At 72.4% G+C, this 17289-nt stretch carries 20 protein-coding genes; 10 read left to right on the top strand and 10 right to left on the bottom strand.

The window, feature by feature from the left end; genetic code table 11:
- Positions 1-273: 273 nt before the first annotated feature.
- A complete protein-coding gene (locus tag ACZ6I3_RS04695; protein WP_469411637.1) occupies positions 274-1308 on the top strand; it encodes a CopD family protein in 1035 nt (344 codons plus the stop codon).
- Positions 1309-1330: 22 nt separating this feature from the next.
- Here ACZ6I3_RS04695 and ACZ6I3_RS04690 read toward each other — a convergent pair whose 3' ends face one another.
- Together ACZ6I3_RS04690 and ACZ6I3_RS04685 are read right to left on the bottom strand one after the other, a co-directional pair.
- A complete protein-coding gene (locus ACZ6I3_RS04690) occupies positions 1331-2011 on the bottom strand; it encodes a lysoplasmalogenase (RefSeq protein ID WP_469411635.1) in 681 nt (226 codons plus the stop codon).
- The gene (locus ACZ6I3_RS04685) at positions 2008-2904 is read right to left on the bottom strand and encodes a sterol desaturase family protein (RefSeq protein ID WP_469411634.1); all 897 of its coding nucleotides are present in this window, start codon (positions 2902-2904) and stop codon (positions 2008-2010) included. Before ACZ6I3_RS04685 ends, ACZ6I3_RS04690 begins: the two co-directional genes overlap by 4 nt.
- Before the next feature lie 235 nt (positions 2905-3139).
- Between ACZ6I3_RS04685 and ACZ6I3_RS04680 the strand changes: the two genes are divergently transcribed.
- From ACZ6I3_RS04680 to ACZ6I3_RS04670, 3 genes are all read left to right on the top strand, one after another.
- Positions 3140-4120, top strand: coding sequence for a DEDDh family exonuclease (locus ACZ6I3_RS04680; RefSeq protein ID WP_469411633.1), 981 nt, complete (start codon positions 3140-3142; stop codon positions 4118-4120).
- 87 nt (positions 4121-4207) lie between these two features.
- Positions 4208-4441, top strand: coding sequence for a hypothetical protein (locus tag ACZ6I3_RS04675; protein WP_215122319.1), 234 nt, complete (start codon positions 4208-4210; stop codon positions 4439-4441).
- A gap of 49 nt (positions 4442-4490) precedes the next feature.
- Entirely contained in the window at positions 4491-5288 is a 798-nt protein-coding gene (locus tag ACZ6I3_RS04670; RefSeq protein WP_469411631.1) for an SURF1 family cytochrome oxidase biogenesis protein, read from the top strand.
- Positions 5289-5410: 122 nt separating this feature from the next.
- Here the strand turns inward: ACZ6I3_RS04670 and ACZ6I3_RS04665 are convergent, their stop codons facing one another.
- Positions 5411-7567: a carbon starvation CstA family protein gene (locus ACZ6I3_RS04665; RefSeq protein ID WP_469411629.1), complete on the bottom strand. Its 2157-nt coding sequence runs from the start codon at positions 7565-7567 to the stop codon at positions 5411-5413.
- A gap of 237 nt (positions 7568-7804) precedes the next feature.
- On the opposite strand from ACZ6I3_RS04665, the gene ACZ6I3_RS04660 reads away from it, so the two are divergent.
- Genes ACZ6I3_RS04660 through ACZ6I3_RS04640 form a run of 5 tightly spaced genes read left to right on the top strand, consistent with a single transcriptional unit; the run spans position 7805 to position 12859 of the window.
- Positions 7805-9352, top strand: a complete 1548-nt coding sequence (locus ACZ6I3_RS04660) for a sodium:solute symporter family protein (RefSeq protein ID WP_469411627.1) — start codon at positions 7805-7807, stop codon at positions 9350-9352.
- Complete coding sequence (locus ACZ6I3_RS04655) at positions 9349-9939, top strand: sigma-70 family RNA polymerase sigma factor (protein ID WP_468193095.1); 591 nt, start codon at positions 9349-9351, stop codon at positions 9937-9939. The genes ACZ6I3_RS04660 and ACZ6I3_RS04655 overlap by 4 nt, the downstream gene beginning before the upstream one ends.
- Entirely contained in the window at positions 9936-10280 is a 345-nt protein-coding gene (locus ACZ6I3_RS04650; protein ID WP_469411623.1) for a hypothetical protein, read from the top strand. Before ACZ6I3_RS04655 ends, ACZ6I3_RS04650 begins: the two co-directional genes overlap by 4 nt.
- Before the next feature lie 33 nt (positions 10281-10313).
- A complete protein-coding gene (locus ACZ6I3_RS04645) occupies positions 10314-12098 on the top strand; it encodes a glycoside hydrolase family 15 protein (protein ID WP_469411621.1) in 1785 nt (594 codons plus the stop codon).
- A gap of 5 nt (positions 12099-12103) precedes the next feature.
- The gene (locus ACZ6I3_RS04640) at positions 12104-12859 is read left to right on the top strand and encodes an SDR family oxidoreductase (RefSeq protein ID WP_469411620.1); all 756 of its coding nucleotides are present in this window, start codon (positions 12104-12106) and stop codon (positions 12857-12859) included.
- 68 nt (positions 12860-12927) lie between these two features.
- On the opposite strand, the gene amaP is transcribed toward ACZ6I3_RS04640, so the two are convergent.
- The 5 genes from amaP to ACZ6I3_RS04615 are packed head-to-tail and all read right to left on the bottom strand — an operon-like array spanning position 12928 to position 15298.
- Entirely contained in the window at positions 12928-13515 is a 588-nt protein-coding gene (amaP, locus tag ACZ6I3_RS04635; protein WP_469411618.1) for an alkaline shock response membrane anchor protein AmaP, read from the bottom strand.
- Positions 13512-14216, bottom strand: a complete 705-nt coding sequence (locus ACZ6I3_RS04630; protein WP_469411616.1) for a DUF6286 domain-containing protein — start codon at positions 14214-14216, stop codon at positions 13512-13514. The genes amaP and ACZ6I3_RS04630 overlap by 4 nt, the downstream gene beginning before the upstream one ends.
- Positions 14213-14596: an Asp23/Gls24 family envelope stress response protein gene (locus tag ACZ6I3_RS04625; protein WP_469411615.1), complete on the bottom strand. Its 384-nt coding sequence runs from the start codon at positions 14594-14596 to the stop codon at positions 14213-14215. The genes ACZ6I3_RS04630 and ACZ6I3_RS04625 overlap by 4 nt, the downstream gene beginning before the upstream one ends.
- The gene (locus tag ACZ6I3_RS04620; protein ID WP_184599696.1) at positions 14593-14778 is read right to left on the bottom strand and encodes a hypothetical protein; all 186 of its coding nucleotides are present in this window, start codon (positions 14776-14778) and stop codon (positions 14593-14595) included. Before ACZ6I3_RS04620 ends, ACZ6I3_RS04625 begins: the two co-directional genes overlap by 4 nt.
- Positions 14779-14824: 46 nt before the next feature.
- On the bottom strand, positions 14825-15298 hold the full coding sequence (locus ACZ6I3_RS04615) for an Asp23/Gls24 family envelope stress response protein (RefSeq protein ID WP_469411613.1): 474 nt from the start codon (positions 15296-15298) through the stop codon (positions 14825-14827).
- 87 nt (positions 15299-15385) lie between these two features.
- Between ACZ6I3_RS04615 and ACZ6I3_RS04610 the strand changes: the two genes are divergently transcribed.
- On the top strand, positions 15386-16099 hold the full coding sequence (locus ACZ6I3_RS04610; RefSeq protein WP_469411611.1) for a nucleopolyhedrovirus P10 family protein: 714 nt from the start codon (positions 15386-15388) through the stop codon (positions 16097-16099).
- 9 nt (positions 16100-16108) lie between these two features.
- Here ACZ6I3_RS04610 and ACZ6I3_RS04605 read toward each other — a convergent pair whose 3' ends face one another.
- The gene (locus tag ACZ6I3_RS04605) at positions 16109-16912 is read right to left on the bottom strand and encodes an enoyl-CoA hydratase/isomerase family protein (protein WP_469411609.1); all 804 of its coding nucleotides are present in this window, start codon (positions 16910-16912) and stop codon (positions 16109-16111) included.
- 106 nt (positions 16913-17018) lie between these two features.
- Positions 17019-17237 (bottom strand): helix-turn-helix domain-containing protein, encoded by a 219-nt coding sequence (locus ACZ6I3_RS04600; RefSeq protein ID WP_010037790.1) that lies wholly within the window; start codon positions 17235-17237, stop codon positions 17019-17021.
- Positions 17238-17289 lie beyond the last annotated feature (52 nt).

Below are 17289 nucleotides of genomic sequence, written 5' to 3'. Positions count from 1 at the left end.
GGGGGGGGGGGGGGGGGGGGGGGGGGGGGTTGGGGGGGGGGGGGGGGGGGGGAGGGGGGGGGGGGGGGGAGAGGGGGGGGGGGGGGGGGGGGGGGGGGGGGGGGGGCGCCCCCCCCCCCCCCCCCCGCTGCGTGCCCGCGGTTCACCGCCGGCCTGAGCTACGCCATGAGGGTGACATCGACTGCGGCTGTGGTGGCCGGCCGCGTCGACGGGGCGACCGACTTCGCCCCCCTGGACTTGCCCGACCTTGTGAAGGTTGGTGAAGATCTTGGGGTGACCTTGACAAGACCCACGACAGGAGTGGCCGACAACGGCGGTCCCGCACGGCGCACCGGTGCGGGCCGGGCCGTCGCCGTCCTGGTCCTGGTGGTCCTGGCCGCGCTGATCCCGCTGCTCGGCCCGTCCGCCGCGCTGGACGGCACCGGGGAGGCCGGTGCGCCCGGTGCCGGCGGCATCGCCCTGCTGCGTACGGTGCTGTTCGCGGCGCTGTGCGTACCGGTGGGTGAGCTGTTCGTGAACCGGCTGGCGCATTCCGTGCCCGGTGTGGAGGAGGCCCCCGGCCGGCCCCTGGCCGTGCCGCGCAGCTGGTCGCCCTTCGCCGCCGTCGTCGGTTTCGTCGCCGCCCTGGGGCTCGCCTCGGTCGTCGCCACGGGCAATCTCGTCCCGGGCGGTCTGTCGGACATGGACGTCGGCGGGCTCTACGCGTCCCGGGAAGGCAAGCTCGCCCTGCTCGAGGTCAACGCGTTCCTGGTGGCGGGGCTGTGCACCCTGTCGCGCCGGCCGGCCGCGCAGCTGTGGCCGCCGGCCGCCGTGATCGTCGCGGAGGCCCTGCGCGCGCATCCACCGACCGAGCCGAGTCCGCTGACCGGCTCCGGGCTGACGCTCGTCCACCTGACCTGCGCGGCACTGTGGGTGGGCGGTCTGCTGCACGCGCTGCGGACCCTGCGTCTGTGGCACGGCCGGTACGACACGGGGGCGGGCGCGGCCCTGCTGGGCCTCTACGCGCGCGTGGCGGCCGTGCTGCTCGCCGCCATCACCGCGACGGGCGTGTGGAGTTCGCTGCGCCGGATGCCGCCGGAGACGATCATGGAGCAGCTGGCGGCCACGGCGTACGGGCGTGCGCTGCTCGCCAAGGTGCTGCTCGTGGCCGCCGTCGCCGCCCTGGCCCTGTGGGCCCGGAGCCGGCTGCGCCGGGCGGCCGATCCGCTGAGCGCCTGTGCGCCGGCGCGGGCGGAGGTCGTCGCGCTGGGCCTGGTGGTCGCGGTGTCGGGACTGCTGACGGCCCTTCCGGTCCCCATCCGCTGGTGAGGTCCCCATCCGCCGGTGAGCCTCAGACGGCCCGCATCTCGCCGTACGTCGCGGCCGGTGCCCTGCGCGCGTTGAGCGCCCCCAGTGTGCCGCCGGCCAGCAGGGCCTGCGCGGCGATGTACGTGAGCATGATCCAGAAGTCCGGCCTGGGGAGCTGCGGCCAGTCGGCGACGCCGGTCGCGATGAGGGTGTCGGAGAGCAGGAACAGCGCACCGCCGAGTCCGGTGCAGAGGCCGAGCCGGGCGGCGGACCCGTACGCCATGGCCGTGAGCAGGAGGCTGTACCCGGCGACGGGCACGCGCAGGTCCGCAGGCAGGTCCGGCCAGAGCAGCGCGACGGTCGTGACGAGGGCGGCGCCGTAGCCGAGGGCGAGGAGGCCCGCACGCGCGCGTGGGACCGCGTTCCGGCTGCCGTACGCCCTGAAGAGGACGAGGTAGCAGACATGGCCCGCGGCGAAGGAGCCCATCCCGGCGAGGAAGGCCGGCTCGGCGTCGGACAGCAGCAGGACGTCCCCGCCCCACCCGAACAGCAGGGCGGCGAGGAGGAGCCGAGGCGCCCCGCGCAGGGCGGCCCACAGGACCAGGAGCGGCATCAGCAGGGGCTTGGCCACGGTGTGCCCGGCGTCGAAACCGACCGCGAGGGAGACGAGGTCGACGGCGGCGGCGAGACCGAAGGCGGCGAGGAGGAGGCGGGAGCGGGTCACGCCGATGTGCTCTCGCCGGCGGGCGTGGAGGCCGCTGCGGGGGCCGTCGACGGCGCCGGGGCGGGCGTGGGGCCCCAGCCCGGCCCCATGAACACGCGTCCCGCTCGCTCGCGCCAGCTGTGCGCCGCCCGCAAGTCCCTCGCGATGGACACGTATTCGTGTGTCGCCACCTTCAGCAGGTTGTACGTCTCGATGTTCTTGGTCAGTCCGTACACGGGCCGTTCGGTCTCGGGGGCGAACGATCCGAACAGCCGGTCCCAGACGATGAGGATGCCGCCGAAGTTGCGGTCGAGGTAGCCGCCCTGGGAGGCGTGGTGGACGCGGTGGTGCGAGGGGGTGTTGAAGACGAACTCAAACCAGCGGGGCATCTTGCCGATCCGCTCGGTGTGGATCCAGAACTGGTAGACGAGGTTCGCGGAGGAGCAGAACGCGAGCGCGGCGGGGTGCACGCCGGCGGCTATGAGGGGGACGTAGAACGGCCATACGGTCAGGGACGTCCAGGGCTGGCGCAGCGCGGTGGTGAAGTTGAACTTCCGGCTGGAGTGGTGCACGACGTGGCAGGCCCACAGGACGCGGACGACGTGGTGGCCGCGGTGGGACCAGTAGTAGAAGAAGTCCTGCCCGAGCAGCATCAGCGGGACGGTCCACCACAGGACGGGCACGCGCAGGGGCGTGAGTTCGTAGAGGGCCGTGTAGAGGGCGACGATGGGGATTTTCCACAGGAAGTCGAAGACGAGACTGCCGAGGCCCATGCCGACGCTCGTGGCGGCGTCCTTCGCCTCGTAGCCCTCCGTGTCCTCGTCGGGATGGAGACGGAAGCTCACCATCTCGACCACGGTGAGCAGCACAAAGGCGGGGATCGACCACAGCACGACATCGGGCAGGTTCGGCATGCAAGCACCGTAGGACCGCCGTCCTGCCCCGACTAGACGTTGTTACCCACAAGTATTTCCGACGGTACGCGCTTGCTTCTTGGTGATCTCCGCCAATCCAGGTGACTGAACGTCGGACAGACGTACGCCTCGTGAACGGACAGACCGGACAAGACGCCTGAGGGAGTATCGGAAGGGGCGAGGGAGTGCACCTGGCGGGCCGTCGTGTCAGTCATGGCCCGTATCCTCAGGGACCATGCTCGATGACCTGACGACCGCAGTGCCCTCTCCCACGTCATGGCCGACCGCGTATCCCCAGGGATACGCGGTTGTTGACGTGGAGACCACAGGTCTGGCCCGGGACGATCGCATCATCTCCGCGGCCGTCTACCGGCTGGACGCGCGCGGCGAGGTCGAGGACCACTGGTACTCGACGGTCAACCCGGAGCGTGACCCCGGCCCCGTGTGGATCCACGGACTGACGAGCGAGGCACTCGAGGGCGCGCCCCTCTTCCAGGACATCGCCGAGGAGTTCACGACCCGGCTCGAAGGACGGGTGCTCGTCGCGCACAACGCGGTCTTCGACTGGCAGATGATCGCCCGGGAGTACGCGCGCGCGAAGCGGGAGGCTCCGGTGCGGCAGCGGCTGTGCACCATCGCGCTCTCCAAGGAACTCGGGCTCCCGCTGCCCAACCACAAGCTGGAGTCCCTCGCCGCGCACTTCGGCGTCGTCCAGCAGCGGGCGCACCACGCGCTGGACGACGCGCGCGTGCTGGCCGAGGCGTTCCGGCCCAGCCTCAGGGCCGCGGCGGCGAACGGCGTACGGCTGCCGCTGCTCGAGTGCCGACCGCTGACCGAGTGGTCGGACCGTCCCGCGCCCCGCATCGGACAGCAGGCGGGACACGGCGGCTACCGGCCGACCAGTTGGCGCCCGGCCCGGAAGCGGCCCGCCTGCCCCTACCCCAACCCGGGGCGCTACGAGGCGGGCGGGCGGCTCAAGCAGGGCATGCGGGTCGCCTTCTCGGGTGACACCTCGGTGGAGCGCGATCTGCTGGAGGACCGCGCGACCGAGGCCGGGCTGCATGTGGCCACCAGCCTGTCCCGGCTGACCAGCCTGCTCGTCACGAACGACCCGGACTCGGGCACGTCCAAGGTGGTCAAGGCGCGGCAGTTCGGCACTCCGGTCGTGGACGAGGCGGCGTTCGGGCAACTCCTCGCGGATGTGGAGCCGGCATAGCGGGCTGACCGTACGGACGGGTGATTGGGGAGCGACTCGCCCGGCATCCGCTCGCCCGGGCCGGGGTGACGGCTCACCCTGTGGCGCATGGCGACCTGTGAGGTATGTGGCAATCAGTACGGAATGACCTTCGAGGTGCACGCGCAGGGCGCGGTGCACGTCTTCGACTGCTTCTCCTGCGCGATCCACCGCATGGCACCCATCTGCGAGCACTGCCGTGTACAGATCATCGGGCAGGGCGTGGAGGTCGAGGGCCAGTGGTACTGCGGCGCGCACTGCGCACGCGCGGAGGGAAAGGCGGGAATTGTCGACAAGGTGTGAACCCGTACCCGCCTGATCGCACCCCACGACCGAGTTGTACGGTCGTGGGGTGTACCGCTTCCTGATGTCCCGGCAGTGGGTGATCCTCACACTGATCGCCCTGCTACTCATCCCCACGATGATCAGGCTGGGCATCTGGCAGATGCATCGCTACGAGGAGCGCACCGCCCGGAACCAGCTGGTCACCGACGCCCTGGCGGCCGACCCGGTGCCCGTGGAGAAGCTGACCGGGGCCGGGCACACCGTCACCAGCGCCGAGCGGTACCGCACCGTGACCGCGAAGGGCCGCTTCGACACGGAGGACGAGGTCGTCGTCCGCCGCCGCACCAACTCCGACGACGAGGTCGGCTACCACATCCTCACCCCGTTCGTCCTCGACGACGGCAAGGTCCTGCTGGTCAACCGGGGCTGGATCCCCTCCGACGGCCCGAGCCAGACCGCGTTCCCGAAGGTTCCCGCACCGCCCGCCGGCGAGGTCACCGTCACCGGGCGGCTGATGCCCGACGAGACGACCGAGGCGAGCGGCATCAAGAACCTCCAAGGGCTGCCGGACCGGCAGATCATGCTGATCAACAGCGAGCAGGAGGCCCGGCGCCTGGACGTCCGGGTGCTCGGCGGCTACGTCGCCCAGACGGCACCCGAGCCCAAGGGCGACACCCCCGAACTCCTCGGCAACCCGGGCAAGGAGGACGCCGCGCTGAACTACGCCTACGCCTACCAGTGGTGGCTGTTCGCCGCGGCCGTCCCGGTCGGCTGGGTGGTCCTGGCCCGCCGCGAGGCCCGGGACCGGGCGCAGGCGGCGGCCGAGGACACCGACGCGACGGAGGCGGAACCGGCGGCCGTGTGACCGCCGGCGGCCTCCAGGACAGGCCGGTCAGCAGCATCGCCCCCGCGGCCCCGACCCCCGGTCCAGCGTGCGCAGCAGCTCGCGGACGTACCAGGCCACGCCCCGCGCCCAGCGCACCGCCCTCATGAGCGGGCCCCCGCCAGGGGCTCGGCCGGCTCCTCACCCGGCACCTCGATGCGGGACTCGACGTACGGCGCCTCGGTGGTCGGCAGCGGAGCCGGGGCCCGGACCGCCCGTACGCACACCACCGCCGCGTTCACGAGCACCACGGCGACCAGCAGCAGGAACAGGGCGATCAGTACCCCGTCGACCGTGGAGTTGGTGACGACGGTCCCCATGTCGGCCGGGCTCTTGGCGGGCGGCAGGATCTGGCCCGCGTCGAGGGCGTCGGCGTAGCGGGCGCGCTGGGCGAAGAAGCCCACCTTCGGGTCGTCGGAGAAGATCTTCTGCCAGCCGGCGGTGAAGGTGATGGCGACGACCCAGGCGAGCGGGACACCGGTGACCCAGGCCCAGCGCAGCTTCCCGGACTTGATCAGGACCGTGGTGCAGACGGCCAGGGCGATCGCGGCGAGGAGCTGGTTCGCGATGCCGAAGAGCGGGAAGAGCTGGTTGATCCCGCCGAGCGGGTCGGTGGCGCCGGTGTAGAGGAAGTAGCCCCAGGCCGCGACGACCAGGGCGCTGCACAGCCAGATGCCCGGCTTCCAGTTGACCCGGCCGGCCGGCTTCCACACGTTGCCGAGCATGTCCTGGAGCATGAAGCGGCCGACCCGGGTGCCGGCGTCCACGGTCGTCAGAATGAACAGCGCCTCGAACATGATCGCGAAGTGGTACCAGAAGGCCTTCATCGCGGTGCCGCCGATGACCCCGGAGAAGATCTCCGACATGCCGACCGCGAGGGTCGGGGCACCTCCGGAGCGGGCGATCAGCGTCTGTTCCTCCACGGCCTTGGCCGCCTGGGTCAGCTGGTCGGGCGTGATCGTGAAGCCGAGTCCTGCGACCGCGTGGGACGCCGACTCGGCCGTCGTGCCGAGGAGGGCCGCCGGGGCGTTCATGGCGTAGTACAGGCCCGGCTCCAGGGTCGCGGCCGCGATCAGCGCCATGATCGCGACGAACGACTCCATCAGCATGGCGCCGTAGCCGATCATCCGGACCTGGGACTCCTTCTGGATCAGCTTCGGCGTGGTGCCGGAGGCGACCAGGGCGTGGAAGCCGGAGAGCGCGCCGCAGGCGATGGTGATGAAGAGGAAGGGGAAGAGCGAGCCCGCGAAGACGGGCCCCGCGCCCGTCGAGGCGAAGTCGGTCACCGCGTCCGCGCGCATGACCGGGGCGGCGACCACCACACCCACCGCGAGCAGCGCGATCGTGCCGATCTTCATGAAGGTGGAGAGGTAGTCGCGCGGCGCGAGCAGCATCCACACCGGCAGCACGGAGGCGACGAAGCCGTAGCCGACCAGGCAGAAGACGAGGGTCGTGGGGCTGAGGGTGAAGGCGGAGGCCAGGGAGGAATTCTGGATCCAGCTGCCTCCGACGATGGCGAGCAGCAGCAGCGCGACGCCGATCAGGCTGGTCTCGACGACCCGGCCCGGGCGGAGGACGTGCAGCCAGAAGCCCATGAACAGGGCGATGGGGATGGTCATCGCGACGGAGAAGGTGCCCCACGGGGAGTGGGCGAGGGCGTTGACGACGACCAGGGCCAGCACACCCAGCAGGATGATCATGATGGCGAACACGGCGATCAGGGCGGCGGCCCCGCCCCAGCGGCCGATCTCGTCCCGGGCCAGCTGCCCGAGCGACTTCCCGTCCCGTCGCATGGACAGGAACAGCACGACCATGTCCTGCACCGCGCCCGCGAAGATCACACCGGCGACGATCCACAGCGTCCCGGGCAGATAGCCCATCTGCGCCGCGAGGACCGGCCCCACCAGCGGTCCGGCGCCGGCGATCGCGGCGAAGTGGTGGCCGAGCAGCACCCGGCGGTCGGTGGGGTGGAAGTCGACGCCGTCCTCGAGACGCTCGGCGGGGGTGGCCCGGCGGTCGTCGGGCTTGAGGACCCGCCGGGCGACGAAGCGGGAGTAGAAGCGGTAGGCGATGGCGTACGAGCCGAGCGCCGCGACGACCAGCCAGACCGCCGAGATGTCCTCACCCCGGGCGAGGGCGAGGACGCCCCAGGCGATCGCGCCGAGCAGGGATACGGCGGTCCAGAGCAGCAGGGACCGAGGGGATATTCGCCGCTTCTCGGGCGCTGACCGGCCGGATTCGGGCAGGACTGATACGGGCATGGCGGCTCCTCACCGTGGCGGTGGTGTGCGACAGGACCTGCGCGGGGGCCGGTGCGAGGGCGCTTCCCTGACCTGCGCACCTCTCCCGCTCGCTGTCGGTCTGTGCAAGAGTTGCGCTCCCGCCGGACGTGGATGACACGGCGTTCCCAGAAGATTTCCCGCCGGTTTCCTGTCCTCCGGACGGGCCGTCCGCGCAACTCTCGCGCAAGGGCACAGGCACACCAAGGACGGTGACCCATGGCTGACGGCGCCATGACCGCGACGTTTCTCGCCGTGATCGGCGGGGCGTCGCTGCTCGCGGTCACCGCACGGCGGCTGCGTCCGGTGGACCGGCTGCCCTCCCTGGAGGGCTGGGCGCTGGCCGACCGCAGCCTGGGTCCCGGCTGGACCTGGCTGCTGCTCGGCGGCACGATCTTCACCGCGTACACCTTCACCGCCGTGCCCGGTCTCGCGTACGGCAACGGCGCGCCCGCCTTCTTCGCGGTGCCGTACACGGTGATCGTCTGCCCGCTCGCCTTCGTGCTGCTGAGCCGGCTGTGGAGCGTGGCCCGCCGCAACGGTTACGTCACTGCCGCCGATTTCGTACGGGGCCGGTACGGGTCGCCGCCGCTGGCCCTCGTGGTCGCGCTGACCGGGATCCTCGCGACGATGCCGTATCTGGCGCTGCAACTGATCGGCATCCGGGCGGTGCTGACCGCCGGGGGCGTCCATCCGCGGGGTGTGGCCGGGGATCTGGTGCTGGTGGCGCTGTTCGCGGGGCTCGCGGTGGCCACCTACCGGCACGGGCTGCGCGCGCCCACGGTCATCTCGGCGCTGAAGGCGGTGGCCGTGTTCGTCTCGCTCACCGCCGTGACCTGGCTGGTCCTCGTACGGTTCGGCGGCCCCGGCCCGGTCTTCGACGGCGCCGCGGCGCGGCTGGGCGACCGGGCGCTGCTCCTGTCCCCCGCCCAGCAGCCCGCCTACGCCACCCTCGCCCTCGGCTCCGCACTCGCCCTGCTGATGTATCCGCATGTGCTCACCGCCGGTTTCGCCGCCGACGGGCCGCGCACCCTGCGCAAGGTCTCGGTGGCGCTGCCGGCCTGGACCGGGCTGCTCGCGCTCTTCGGGTTCCTCGGCTTCGCCGCGCTGGCGGCGGGGGTGCGGGCGCCGCGCGGTGGTGCCGAGGCGGCCGTGCCGTTGCTGGTCGACCGGCTGATGCCGGCGCCGCTGGCCGGGCTGGTGTTCGCCGCGATCGCCGTGGGGGCGCTCGTCCCGGCCGCGGTGATGTCGATCGCCGCGGCTACCAGCTTCGTCCGCAACGTCTACGTCGAATACGTCCAGCCGACGGCCACGCCCAAGCGCCAGGTGCGCATCGCCAAGGCAGTGTCGATCACCGCGAAGGCGGGGGCCGTGGCGTTCGTGTTCGGGCTGCGCGACCAGGACGCCATCAACCTCCAGCTGCTCGGCGGCGTGTGGATCCTGCAGATCTTCCCGGCCGTGGCCGTCGGGCTGTTCACCGGGCGGCTGCATCCGCGGGCACTGCTCGCCGGGTGGGCCGTGGGCATGGCGTCGGGGACGTATCTGGTGGTGCGCGAGGGGTTCTCCTCGATCGTGCCGCTCGGCACCGGCGCCGGGCCGCTGGAGATCTACGACGGGCTCGCCGCCCTGCTGCTCAATCTGGCCGTCGCGGTGGCCGGCACCGCGGCGCTGACCCGACTCGGCGTCCCGCGCGGTGCCGACTCGACCGACCTGCCGTCCCGCCTGACCGTCCGGCGACGCCCGGAGACCGGAGCGAACAACCCGTGAGACGCAGCCAGAACTCCCCCACCGCGCCACCGGCCGTGCCACAGCCCGCCGCCGTGCCCCTGCCCCCGGCCGCCGCCGATCCGGCCGACCGGGAGCGGGAGGCAGGCGTGGCCCGCCTCTTCGAGCTGCACTACTCCTCGATGCTGCGCCTCGCCGTCCTGCTCGGCGCCGACGATCCGGAGAACGTGGTGGCCGAGGCGTACTACCAGATCTACCGCAAGTGGCGGCGCCTGCGGGACGCGGCAGCGGCGGAGGCGTATCTGCGCTCCACGGTCTGCAATCTGACGCGGATGCGGATACGCCACCTCCAGGTCGCCCGCCGGCACGAGGAGAACCCGCCGAGCCCGCCGGACGAGATGGTCGCCTCCGCCGAGCACGCCGCGCTGCTGCGCGACGACCAGCGCGTGCTCATCGCGGCGCTCCAGGAGTTGCCGCCCCGCCAGCGCGAGGCGCTGGTGCTGCGGCACTGGCTCGGTCTGAAGGAGAGTGAGATAGCCGCCGCGATGGGCATCTCCGGAGGCTCCGTCAAGACCCACACGGCACGCGGCATCGCCGCCCTGACCCAGGCGATGGAGGCCCGGCGATGACGAATCGAGATGCGACTCCGTCGCGTGGCACGAGCCCGGACCGGACCGGCGACGGCGACGGCGACGGCCGCACCGAACGCGAACTGCGCGAGGCCCTCGACGCACTGGCCGGCGGGGTGCTCCCCGACCCCGACGCGTACCGCACGGCACGCGGTGAGTGGCTGCGGCGCGAACGCCGGCGGCGGCTCGTGCTCGCCGTGCTGATCGCGGTCGTCTTCACCCTGGCCACGCTGATCGGCCTGTGGGTGCTCAACCAGGCACCGTCGGATCCCGGTGTCATCTTCTCCGGCACCGGCACCACCGCTGCCGAGGGCCCGTCACTCCCCCGGCTCCGCCCCTGATTGCAGGCCCGACTTGCCGGGAACCCGCACTCCGTGCATACCGGTATCGAGGACTACGCGCTCATCGGTGACGAACAGACCGCGGCCCTGGTGGGCACGGACGGCTCCGTCGACTGGCTGTGTCTGCCCCGCTTCGACTCGGCGGCCTGCTTCGCCAGACTGCTCGGCGACGAGGACAACGGCTACTGGCGCATCGCTCCCGTGGGGGCGGACCGGTGCACCCGGCGCGCCTACCGCCGCGACACCCTCGTCCTGGACACCGAGTGGGAGACCGAGCGGGGCGCGGTCCGGGTCACCGACCTGATGCCCCAGCGCGACCAGGCCCCCGACGTCGTACGCGTCGTCGAGGGCCTGGACGGCGAGGTGACGCTGCACAGCGTCATCAAGCTGCGCTTCGACTACGGCTCGATCGTCCCGTGGGTGCGCCGGTCCGACGGCCACCGCGTCGCCGTGGCCGGCCCGGACTCGGCGTGGCTGCGCAGCGAGCCGGAGGTGCGCAGCTGGGGCGAGGACTTCGGCACGCACGCGGAGTTCACGGTCAAGAAGGGGGAGAAGGTCGCGTTCGTCCTGACCTGGCACCCCTCCCACGAGGAGCGCCCGCCGCTCATCGACCCCTACGAGGCGCTGCGCCACAGCGTCGAGGACTGGCGGGCCTGGGTGTCCCGGTGCCGCTACGACGGACCGCACCGGGACGCCGTCGTCCGCTCCCTGATCACCCTCAAGGCGCTCACCTACGCCCCGACCGGCGGCATCGTCGCCGCCCTCACCACCTCACTGCCCGAGGAGCCGGGCGGGGTGCGCAACTGGGACTACCGCTACTGCTGGCTGCGCGACTCCACCCTCACCCTGGGCGCGCTGCTGGCGGTCGGCTACCAGGACGAGGCCGAGGCCTGGCGGAACTGGCTGCTGCGCGCGGTCGCGGGCGACCCCGCCGACCTGCAGATCATGTACGGCCTGGCCGGCGAGCGACGGCTGCCCGAGGTCGAACTGCCGTGGCTGTCCGGCTTCGCCGGGTCCCGGCCCGTCCGGATCGGGAACGACGCCGTGAACCAGCTCCAGCTGGACGTCTACGGCGAGGTCATGGACTCCCTGTCGCTGGCCCGCGAGTCGGGCCTGTCCGCCCAGCCGGACGTGTGGGCGTTGCAGACGGCCCTGATGGACTTCCTGCGGACCCACTGGCGCCGGCCCGACGAGGGGCTGTGGGAGGTGCGCGGCGGCCGGCGCCAGTTCGTGCACTCGAAGGTGATGGTGTGGGTGGCCGCCGACCGCGCCATACGCACCCTGGAGCGCCATCCGGAGCTGGACGGCGACCTGGAGGGCTGGCGCGCGCTGCGCGAGGAGGTGCACCGCGAGGTGTGCGAGAAGGGCTACGACCCCGAACGCAACACCTTCACGCAGTCCTACGGCTCACGCGAACTGGACGCCGCGCTGCTGCTCATCCCGCGCGTCGGCTTCCTGCCGCCCGACGACCCCCGGGTGATCGGCACCATCGACGCGATCCGCGAGGAGCTGGACCACCACGGGCTGCTGCTCCGCTACACGACCGACGACACGGGCGTCGACGGACTGCCCGGTGCCGAGGGCACCTTCGTGGTCTGCTCGTTCTGGCTCGCGGACGCCCTGTACATGACGGGCCGGACGAAGGAGGCCCGCGCGCTGTTCGAGCGGCTGGTGGGGCTCGCCAACGACGTGGGTCTGCTCTCCGAGGAGTTCGACCCGGTGAGCGGCCGGCAGCTCGGCAACTTCCCGCAGGCGTTCAGTCACATCGGCCTCGTGAACACCGCCCTCGCCCTGTTCGGTGAGGAAGGGGCAGGATAGGGACCATGGATCTTGGACTGAAGGACCGGGTGTACGTCGTCACCGGGGCCACGCGAGGCCTCGGCAACGCTTCCGCGCGCGAGCTGGTCGCGGACGGGGCGAAGGTGGTCGTCTCGGGCAGGGACGAGAAGAGCGTCGCCGAGACGGCGGAGGCGCTGGGCCCGAACGCGGTCGGGGTGGCTGTCGACAACGCCGACCCGGATGCGGCGGCCCGGCTGATCGGGGCCGCGCGGGAGAACTTCGGGCGCTTCAACGGTGTCCTCATCAGTGTGGGCGGCCCCCCGGCCGGGTTCGTCGCCGACAACACGGACGAGCAGTGGCAGGCGGCGTTCGAGTCGGTGTTCCTCGGTGCGGTACGGCTGGCCCGCGCCGCGGCCTCCGAGATGGAGGCCGGGGGTGTCATCGGGTTCGTGCTGTCCGGGTCGGTGTACGAGCCGATTCCGGGGCTGACCATTTCGAACGGGCTGCGGCCTGGGCTGGCCGGGTTCGCCAAGTCGCTGTCCGAGGAACTGGGGCCGCGGGGGATCCGGGTGGTCGGGGTGCTGCCGGGACGTATCGACACGGACCGGGTGCGCCAGCTGGACGGGTTGTCAGCTGATCCCGAGGCGACCAGGGCGGCTTCGGAGTCGCGTATTCCGTTGCGGCGGTACGGCGCGCCCGAGGAGTTCGGGCGGGTGGCCGCGTTCCTGATGTCGCCGGCTGCTTCCTATCTGACCGGGGTCATGGTCCCCGTGGACGGCGGAGCGCGGCACGGGTTCTGAAGTTGGCCGCCTGCGGGTTCGTGGGGGGCTGGTCGCGCAGTTCCCCGCGCCCCTGAGGGCAGTCGTACTCAACTCACTCGTTCCGCACGGTGCTTGACGCCCCGCAGCCTCACCTCCGCCGGGAGTGAGGCGAGGCCCGCCGATGTTCTGGCGTGGGCCAGGGCGCCGGTCGTCAGGTCGTGCAGGGCCGTTCCCGGGTCCACGTGCGGTTCCAGCGAGAGCCGTACGCGGGCCTCGGGGGTGGTACGGCGGCCCGTCAGCCGGGCGTCGGCGCGCTCCACGCCGTCGGCCTGTTCCGCCTCCTGGGCGAGGGCGTTCTCCAGGGCCCGGCCGCGCAGCAGCGCGCCCTCGCCGTCGCCCGTGTCGACGAGGATCTCGGCGAGTCGGCGCCGGCGGAGTACCGCGACGAGCCACCACAGGGCGAGCAGCAGGAGGACGGCGAGTACGGCGATGACGGTCGGCCACCACCAGCCGTCCTCCCGCCAGCGCGTGCGTTCGGCGTAGCTCAGCAGAACGTCGTGCCGGCTGTCGTGGATCCACCACGTAGGTACCGGGGCGCCGAGGCCGACGGCCAGTACCGAGCCGCCCAGCACCAGCAGGACGAGGCCCACCAGCCCGAGGAACACGCGGTTGACGATCCGGAGCACCGCCGTCACCCCTTCCTGCCGGGCCGCCGCACGCGCACCGACACCGCGGGCGGCCGGGACAGCCCCAGTCCGCGGACCGCGTCGGTGAGCACGGCGTCCAGTTCGGTTCGTACGTCGTCCAGTTCACGGAAATGCGAGGCGGCGCGGACCTTCGCCCGGGTCCGGCGCATCCGGACCTCCGCGGACTGCACACCGGCCACCTCCATGGCCCGGTCCCGCAGCGCGGACGCGGCGGCGTCGCGGTGCAGTCCGGCGCGTACGTCGGCGTGCGCGCGCCGCATCGGGAGCACATCGCGCAGGCCGGGTGTGGCGGCCAGGACGAGCAGCCAGAGCCCGAGGGCGGCGGCGACCCCGGCCCCGACGAGCACCCAGGTGTCGTCCAGGGGCCGTTCGGCGAGCTGCCGGGCGAGTTCCCGGCGCCAGCTCATGGCGGGCCGGTCGGCGCGCACGGACGCGATGTCGTAGAGGAACAGTCCGGCGAGGCCCAGGAGCAGCAGCGCGACGATGCCGGCGGGGACGCGGCGGGCCGACCAGAAGCGGCCTTCGCGGCCGCCCTCGTCGTCGGGTGCGGGCGGCTGTCCGTCGGCGTCCGCCGGAGCGGACGGGGCAGGTCCGTCGCCGGTCTCCGACGTGTCGACGACCGGCAGGCGCTGGGTGGTGCCCTCGGACTCGGGCGGTTCGGCCGGGTCGGTGCCCCGGGGTTCGCTCATCGCGTCCTCCCCTGTGCCGCGCCGGGCCCGGCGACCGTATGCAGCCGTTCCACCTGGACGACGACCTCCGGCACCTCCATTCCCGCCAGCGTGCCCACTCGCTCGACGACTTGGCGACGCACCCGGCGGCAGCGGTCGCCGACGTCGCAGGGGTAGTCGAGTTCGACGTGCACCCGGACGTGGGCGGCCTCGTGGTGGACGACCACGCTGGCAGACGGCCGGCCGGCGTCGGGCGGCAGTGTCCCCACGGCCTCACGGGCCGCCTGCGAGGCGATCTTCGCGACCACGCGGTCGGCGATCCGGGTCGCGCCGCGCTCACCCGGCGGGACGGCGGTCAGAGGTCTGCCGAGCTCACCGGCCCCCGCGCTCACGGGCGTCACCGCCGCCGTTCGTGACGTGGACGGAAGAAGTCGCCGAAGTCCATGTCCCCCTCCAGGAACCGGCCGACGACGAAGCCGACGGCGCCCAGCGCCGCCACCAGCAGGAAGGCACCGAATCCGCCGAAGTATCCGGCGAATGCCAACGCCATGCCGGCGATCATGCCGACCACGGCCATGCTCATGCGCTCCTCAGCTCCTCAGCCGCTGTGTTGTCCGACGGGCCGTGCCTCACTGAATCCGCCGCTCGGGTTCCTCTTCCTCCTCGTCCGGCAGCTTCACGTCGCTCACCGCGATGTTGACCTCGACGACCTCGAGCCCGGTCATCCGCTCGACGGCGGCGATGACGTTCTCCCGTACGTCCCGGGCCACATCGGCGATCGACACGCCGTAGTCGACGACGATCTCCAGGTCGAGGGCCGCCTGCACCTCGCCGACCTCGGCCTTCACACCGCGCGTCACCGACTTCGCGCCGCCGGGCACCCGGTCACGCACGGCTCCGAAGGTGCGGGCGACTCCGCTGCCCATGGCGTGCACGCCGTCCACGTCACGTGCGGCGAGCCCGGCGATCTTCTCCACCACGCCGTCCGCGATGGTCGTCCGCCCGCGCGAGCCCGGGTCTCCCCCACTGCGCTTGGCCAACGGACTTCTGCGTGCCGCCGGCGTCTCGCTCTCCCCGCCCCGGTTCTCGGTCATGTCAGTCATCGGCGTACGTCCTTTTCGGTTGTCGTCCTTCGACCACCGTAAGCACGGTTACGTGGTTGCGCGCCTTTGATGCGGCAGGCTGGAGGAATGACCGGTGACCGGTGGACGCAGGCAGTGAGACACCAGCTGGGCTTCGGCAGGCTCCTGCCGCTGGGTGATGCGCGGGACGGCGCGTGGATCACCGAGCAGGCGGCCGAGGCCGTGCTGCGGCGCGCGGCTCAGGACGCGCCGGGCGTACGCGTCGACGCGCTCCGTGTCGCGCTCGCCGACCCGGCGGACACCGGGGAGCCGGCCGTACCGGCCCCGCCGAGTGCGCAGCCGCCCGGACCGCTGCGGGTGACGGCGGAGTTCGCGGCCACGGCCTCGCAGCCGCTGCCGACGACGGCGTCCCTGCTGCGGGCGGCACTGGCGAGCGCGGCGACGCAGGGACTGGGGCTGACGGTGTCGGAGGTGGACCTGCGGGTGACGGGACTGCTGGACGAGGAGCCGGAACCGGCGTCCGCCCCGCGTCTGACCGAACCTCCCCGGGCCACGCGGCCCGAGGACGGCGACGAGGCCCGCGTCGCGACGGCAGCCCTCGAAGTCCCGGGTGTGCTCCACCTCACCACGGCGCTGGGCCACCCCGTGCACATCGAGGAACTCCCGGGCGAGGCCGCGCTGCCGCACCGTCATGTCCGGCTGGAACTGGCGGTGGGAGCGGACCACCAGGCCCGTGAGGTGGCCCGCGCGGTCCGCACAGCGGTGCGCAGGACGCTGCCGGACCACCCGACGGTGGCGGTGGTGGTGAGCGGTATCGGCTGAGGTGCCGCCTCAGTCCCCGATGCCCGCGAGGTCCCGCAGCCGGCGGGCCTGGGCCTGGCGTTCCGCGCCGCGCTGGGCCTCGTACGTGCGGTCCTGGGCGCCGCGCAGCAGTGCCTTGGTCTCGATGACGGCGTCGCGGGGCGCGGCGAGGACGGCCGAGGCGAGGTCGCGGACCGTGTCGTCGAGCTGGCCGGCGGGCACGGCCACGTTGGCCAGTCCGGTGTTCACGGCCTCCTCGGCCGTGACGAAGCGCCCGGTCACGCAGATCTCCAGCGCACGGGCGTATCCGACGAGTCCCACCAGCGGATGCGTGCCCGTCAGGTCGGGCACGAGTCCGAGGCTGGTCTCGCGCATTGCGAACTGCACGTCGTCGGCGACGACGCGCAGGTCGCAGGCGAGGGCGAGCTGGAAGCCCGCCCCGACGGCATGCCCCTGGACGGCGGCGACGGAGACGATGTCGCTGCGCCGCCACCAGGCGAACGCCTCCTGGTACTCGGCGATGGTCGCGTCCAGCTCGGCGTCGTCACCACGCGCGAGGTCGATGAACGACGGTTCCCCGTCGAAGCCCTCGGGCGTGAACGCCTGCCGGTCGAGACCGGCCGAGAAGGACTTGCCCTCGGCCCGCAGCACCACGACACGGACGGAGCCCGGCAGCTGCCGACCGGCCTCGGTCAGCGCCCGCCACAGAGCGGGGCTCTGCGCGTTGCGCTTGGCGGGGTTGGTCAGCGTCACCGTGGCGACCGCGTCGTCGACGGTGAGCCGTACGCCGTCCTTGTCGAGTACGGGAACGAGGTCCTTGTCGGGCGAAGCCATGGACGCCTCCGATGTGTGCGGTCAGCTAAGTGACTGCACAGTAACCACCCGGCCGATCAGACGACCGACCGGGTGGCCACCATCGAAGCCGAGGGGCCACCCGGGGTCAGGCCGTGGCCTTTTTGCCCCGGGTCGCCCCGCCACGCCCTCGCAGCGTGACGCCCGACTCACTGAGCATGCGGTGCACAAAGCCATACGAGCGGCCGGTCTCCTCGGCCAACGCCCGGATGCTCGCACCGGCGTCGTACTTCTTCTTCAGGTCTGCCGCGAGCTTGTCGCGCGCGGCGCCGGTCACCCGGCTGCCCTTCTTCAGAGTCTCGGCCACCCGTGCCTCCTCATGGGAAGTGCGCTCTGGTCTCCTCATGATCACCCCTCCG

Source organism: Streptomyces sp. NPDC041940 (genome assembly GCF_055589465.1).
Note: the sequence above shows the minus strand (reverse complement) of the source record. Positions and strands in the feature narration are given on the sequence as shown.

Excerpts from the sequence above, each read along its gene's own strand:
- ACZ6I3_RS04685 (WP_469411634.1), bottom strand. The coding sequence starts at position 2,904 with ATGCCGAACCTGCCCGATGTCGTGCTGTGGTCGATCCCCGCCTTTGTG.
- ACZ6I3_RS04680 (WP_469411633.1), top strand. The coding sequence starts at position 3,140 with ATGCTCGATGACCTGACGACCGCAGTGCCCTCTCCCACGTCATGGCCG.
- ACZ6I3_RS04675 (WP_215122319.1), top strand. The coding sequence starts at position 4,208 with ATGGCGACCTGTGAGGTATGTGGCAATCAGTACGGAATGACCTTCGAG.
- ACZ6I3_RS04665 (WP_469411629.1), bottom strand. The coding sequence starts at position 7,567 with ATGCCCGTATCAGTCCTGCCCGAATCCGGCCGGTCAGCGCCCGAGAAG.
- ACZ6I3_RS04660 (WP_469411627.1), top strand. The coding sequence starts at position 7,805 with ATGGCTGACGGCGCCATGACCGCGACGTTTCTCGCCGTGATCGGCGGG.
- ACZ6I3_RS04650 (WP_469411623.1), top strand. The coding sequence starts at position 9,936 with ATGACGAATCGAGATGCGACTCCGTCGCGTGGCACGAGCCCGGACCGG.
- ACZ6I3_RS04640 (WP_469411620.1), top strand. The coding sequence starts at position 12,104 with ATGGATCTTGGACTGAAGGACCGGGTGTACGTCGTCACCGGGGCCACG.
- ACZ6I3_RS04630 (WP_469411616.1), bottom strand. The coding sequence starts at position 14,216 with ATGAGCGAACCCCGGGGCACCGACCCGGCCGAACCGCCCGAGTCCGAG.
- ACZ6I3_RS04620 (WP_184599696.1), bottom strand. The coding sequence starts at position 14,778 with ATGAGCATGGCCGTGGTCGGCATGATCGCCGGCATGGCGTTGGCATTC.
- ACZ6I3_RS04615 (WP_469411613.1), bottom strand. The coding sequence starts at position 15,298 with ATGACTGACATGACCGAGAACCGGGGCGGGGAGAGCGAGACGCCGGCG.
- ACZ6I3_RS04610 (WP_469411611.1), top strand. The coding sequence starts at position 15,386 with ATGACCGGTGACCGGTGGACGCAGGCAGTGAGACACCAGCTGGGCTTC.
- ACZ6I3_RS04605 (WP_469411609.1), bottom strand. The coding sequence starts at position 16,912 with ATGGCTTCGCCCGACAAGGACCTCGTTCCCGTACTCGACAAGGACGGC.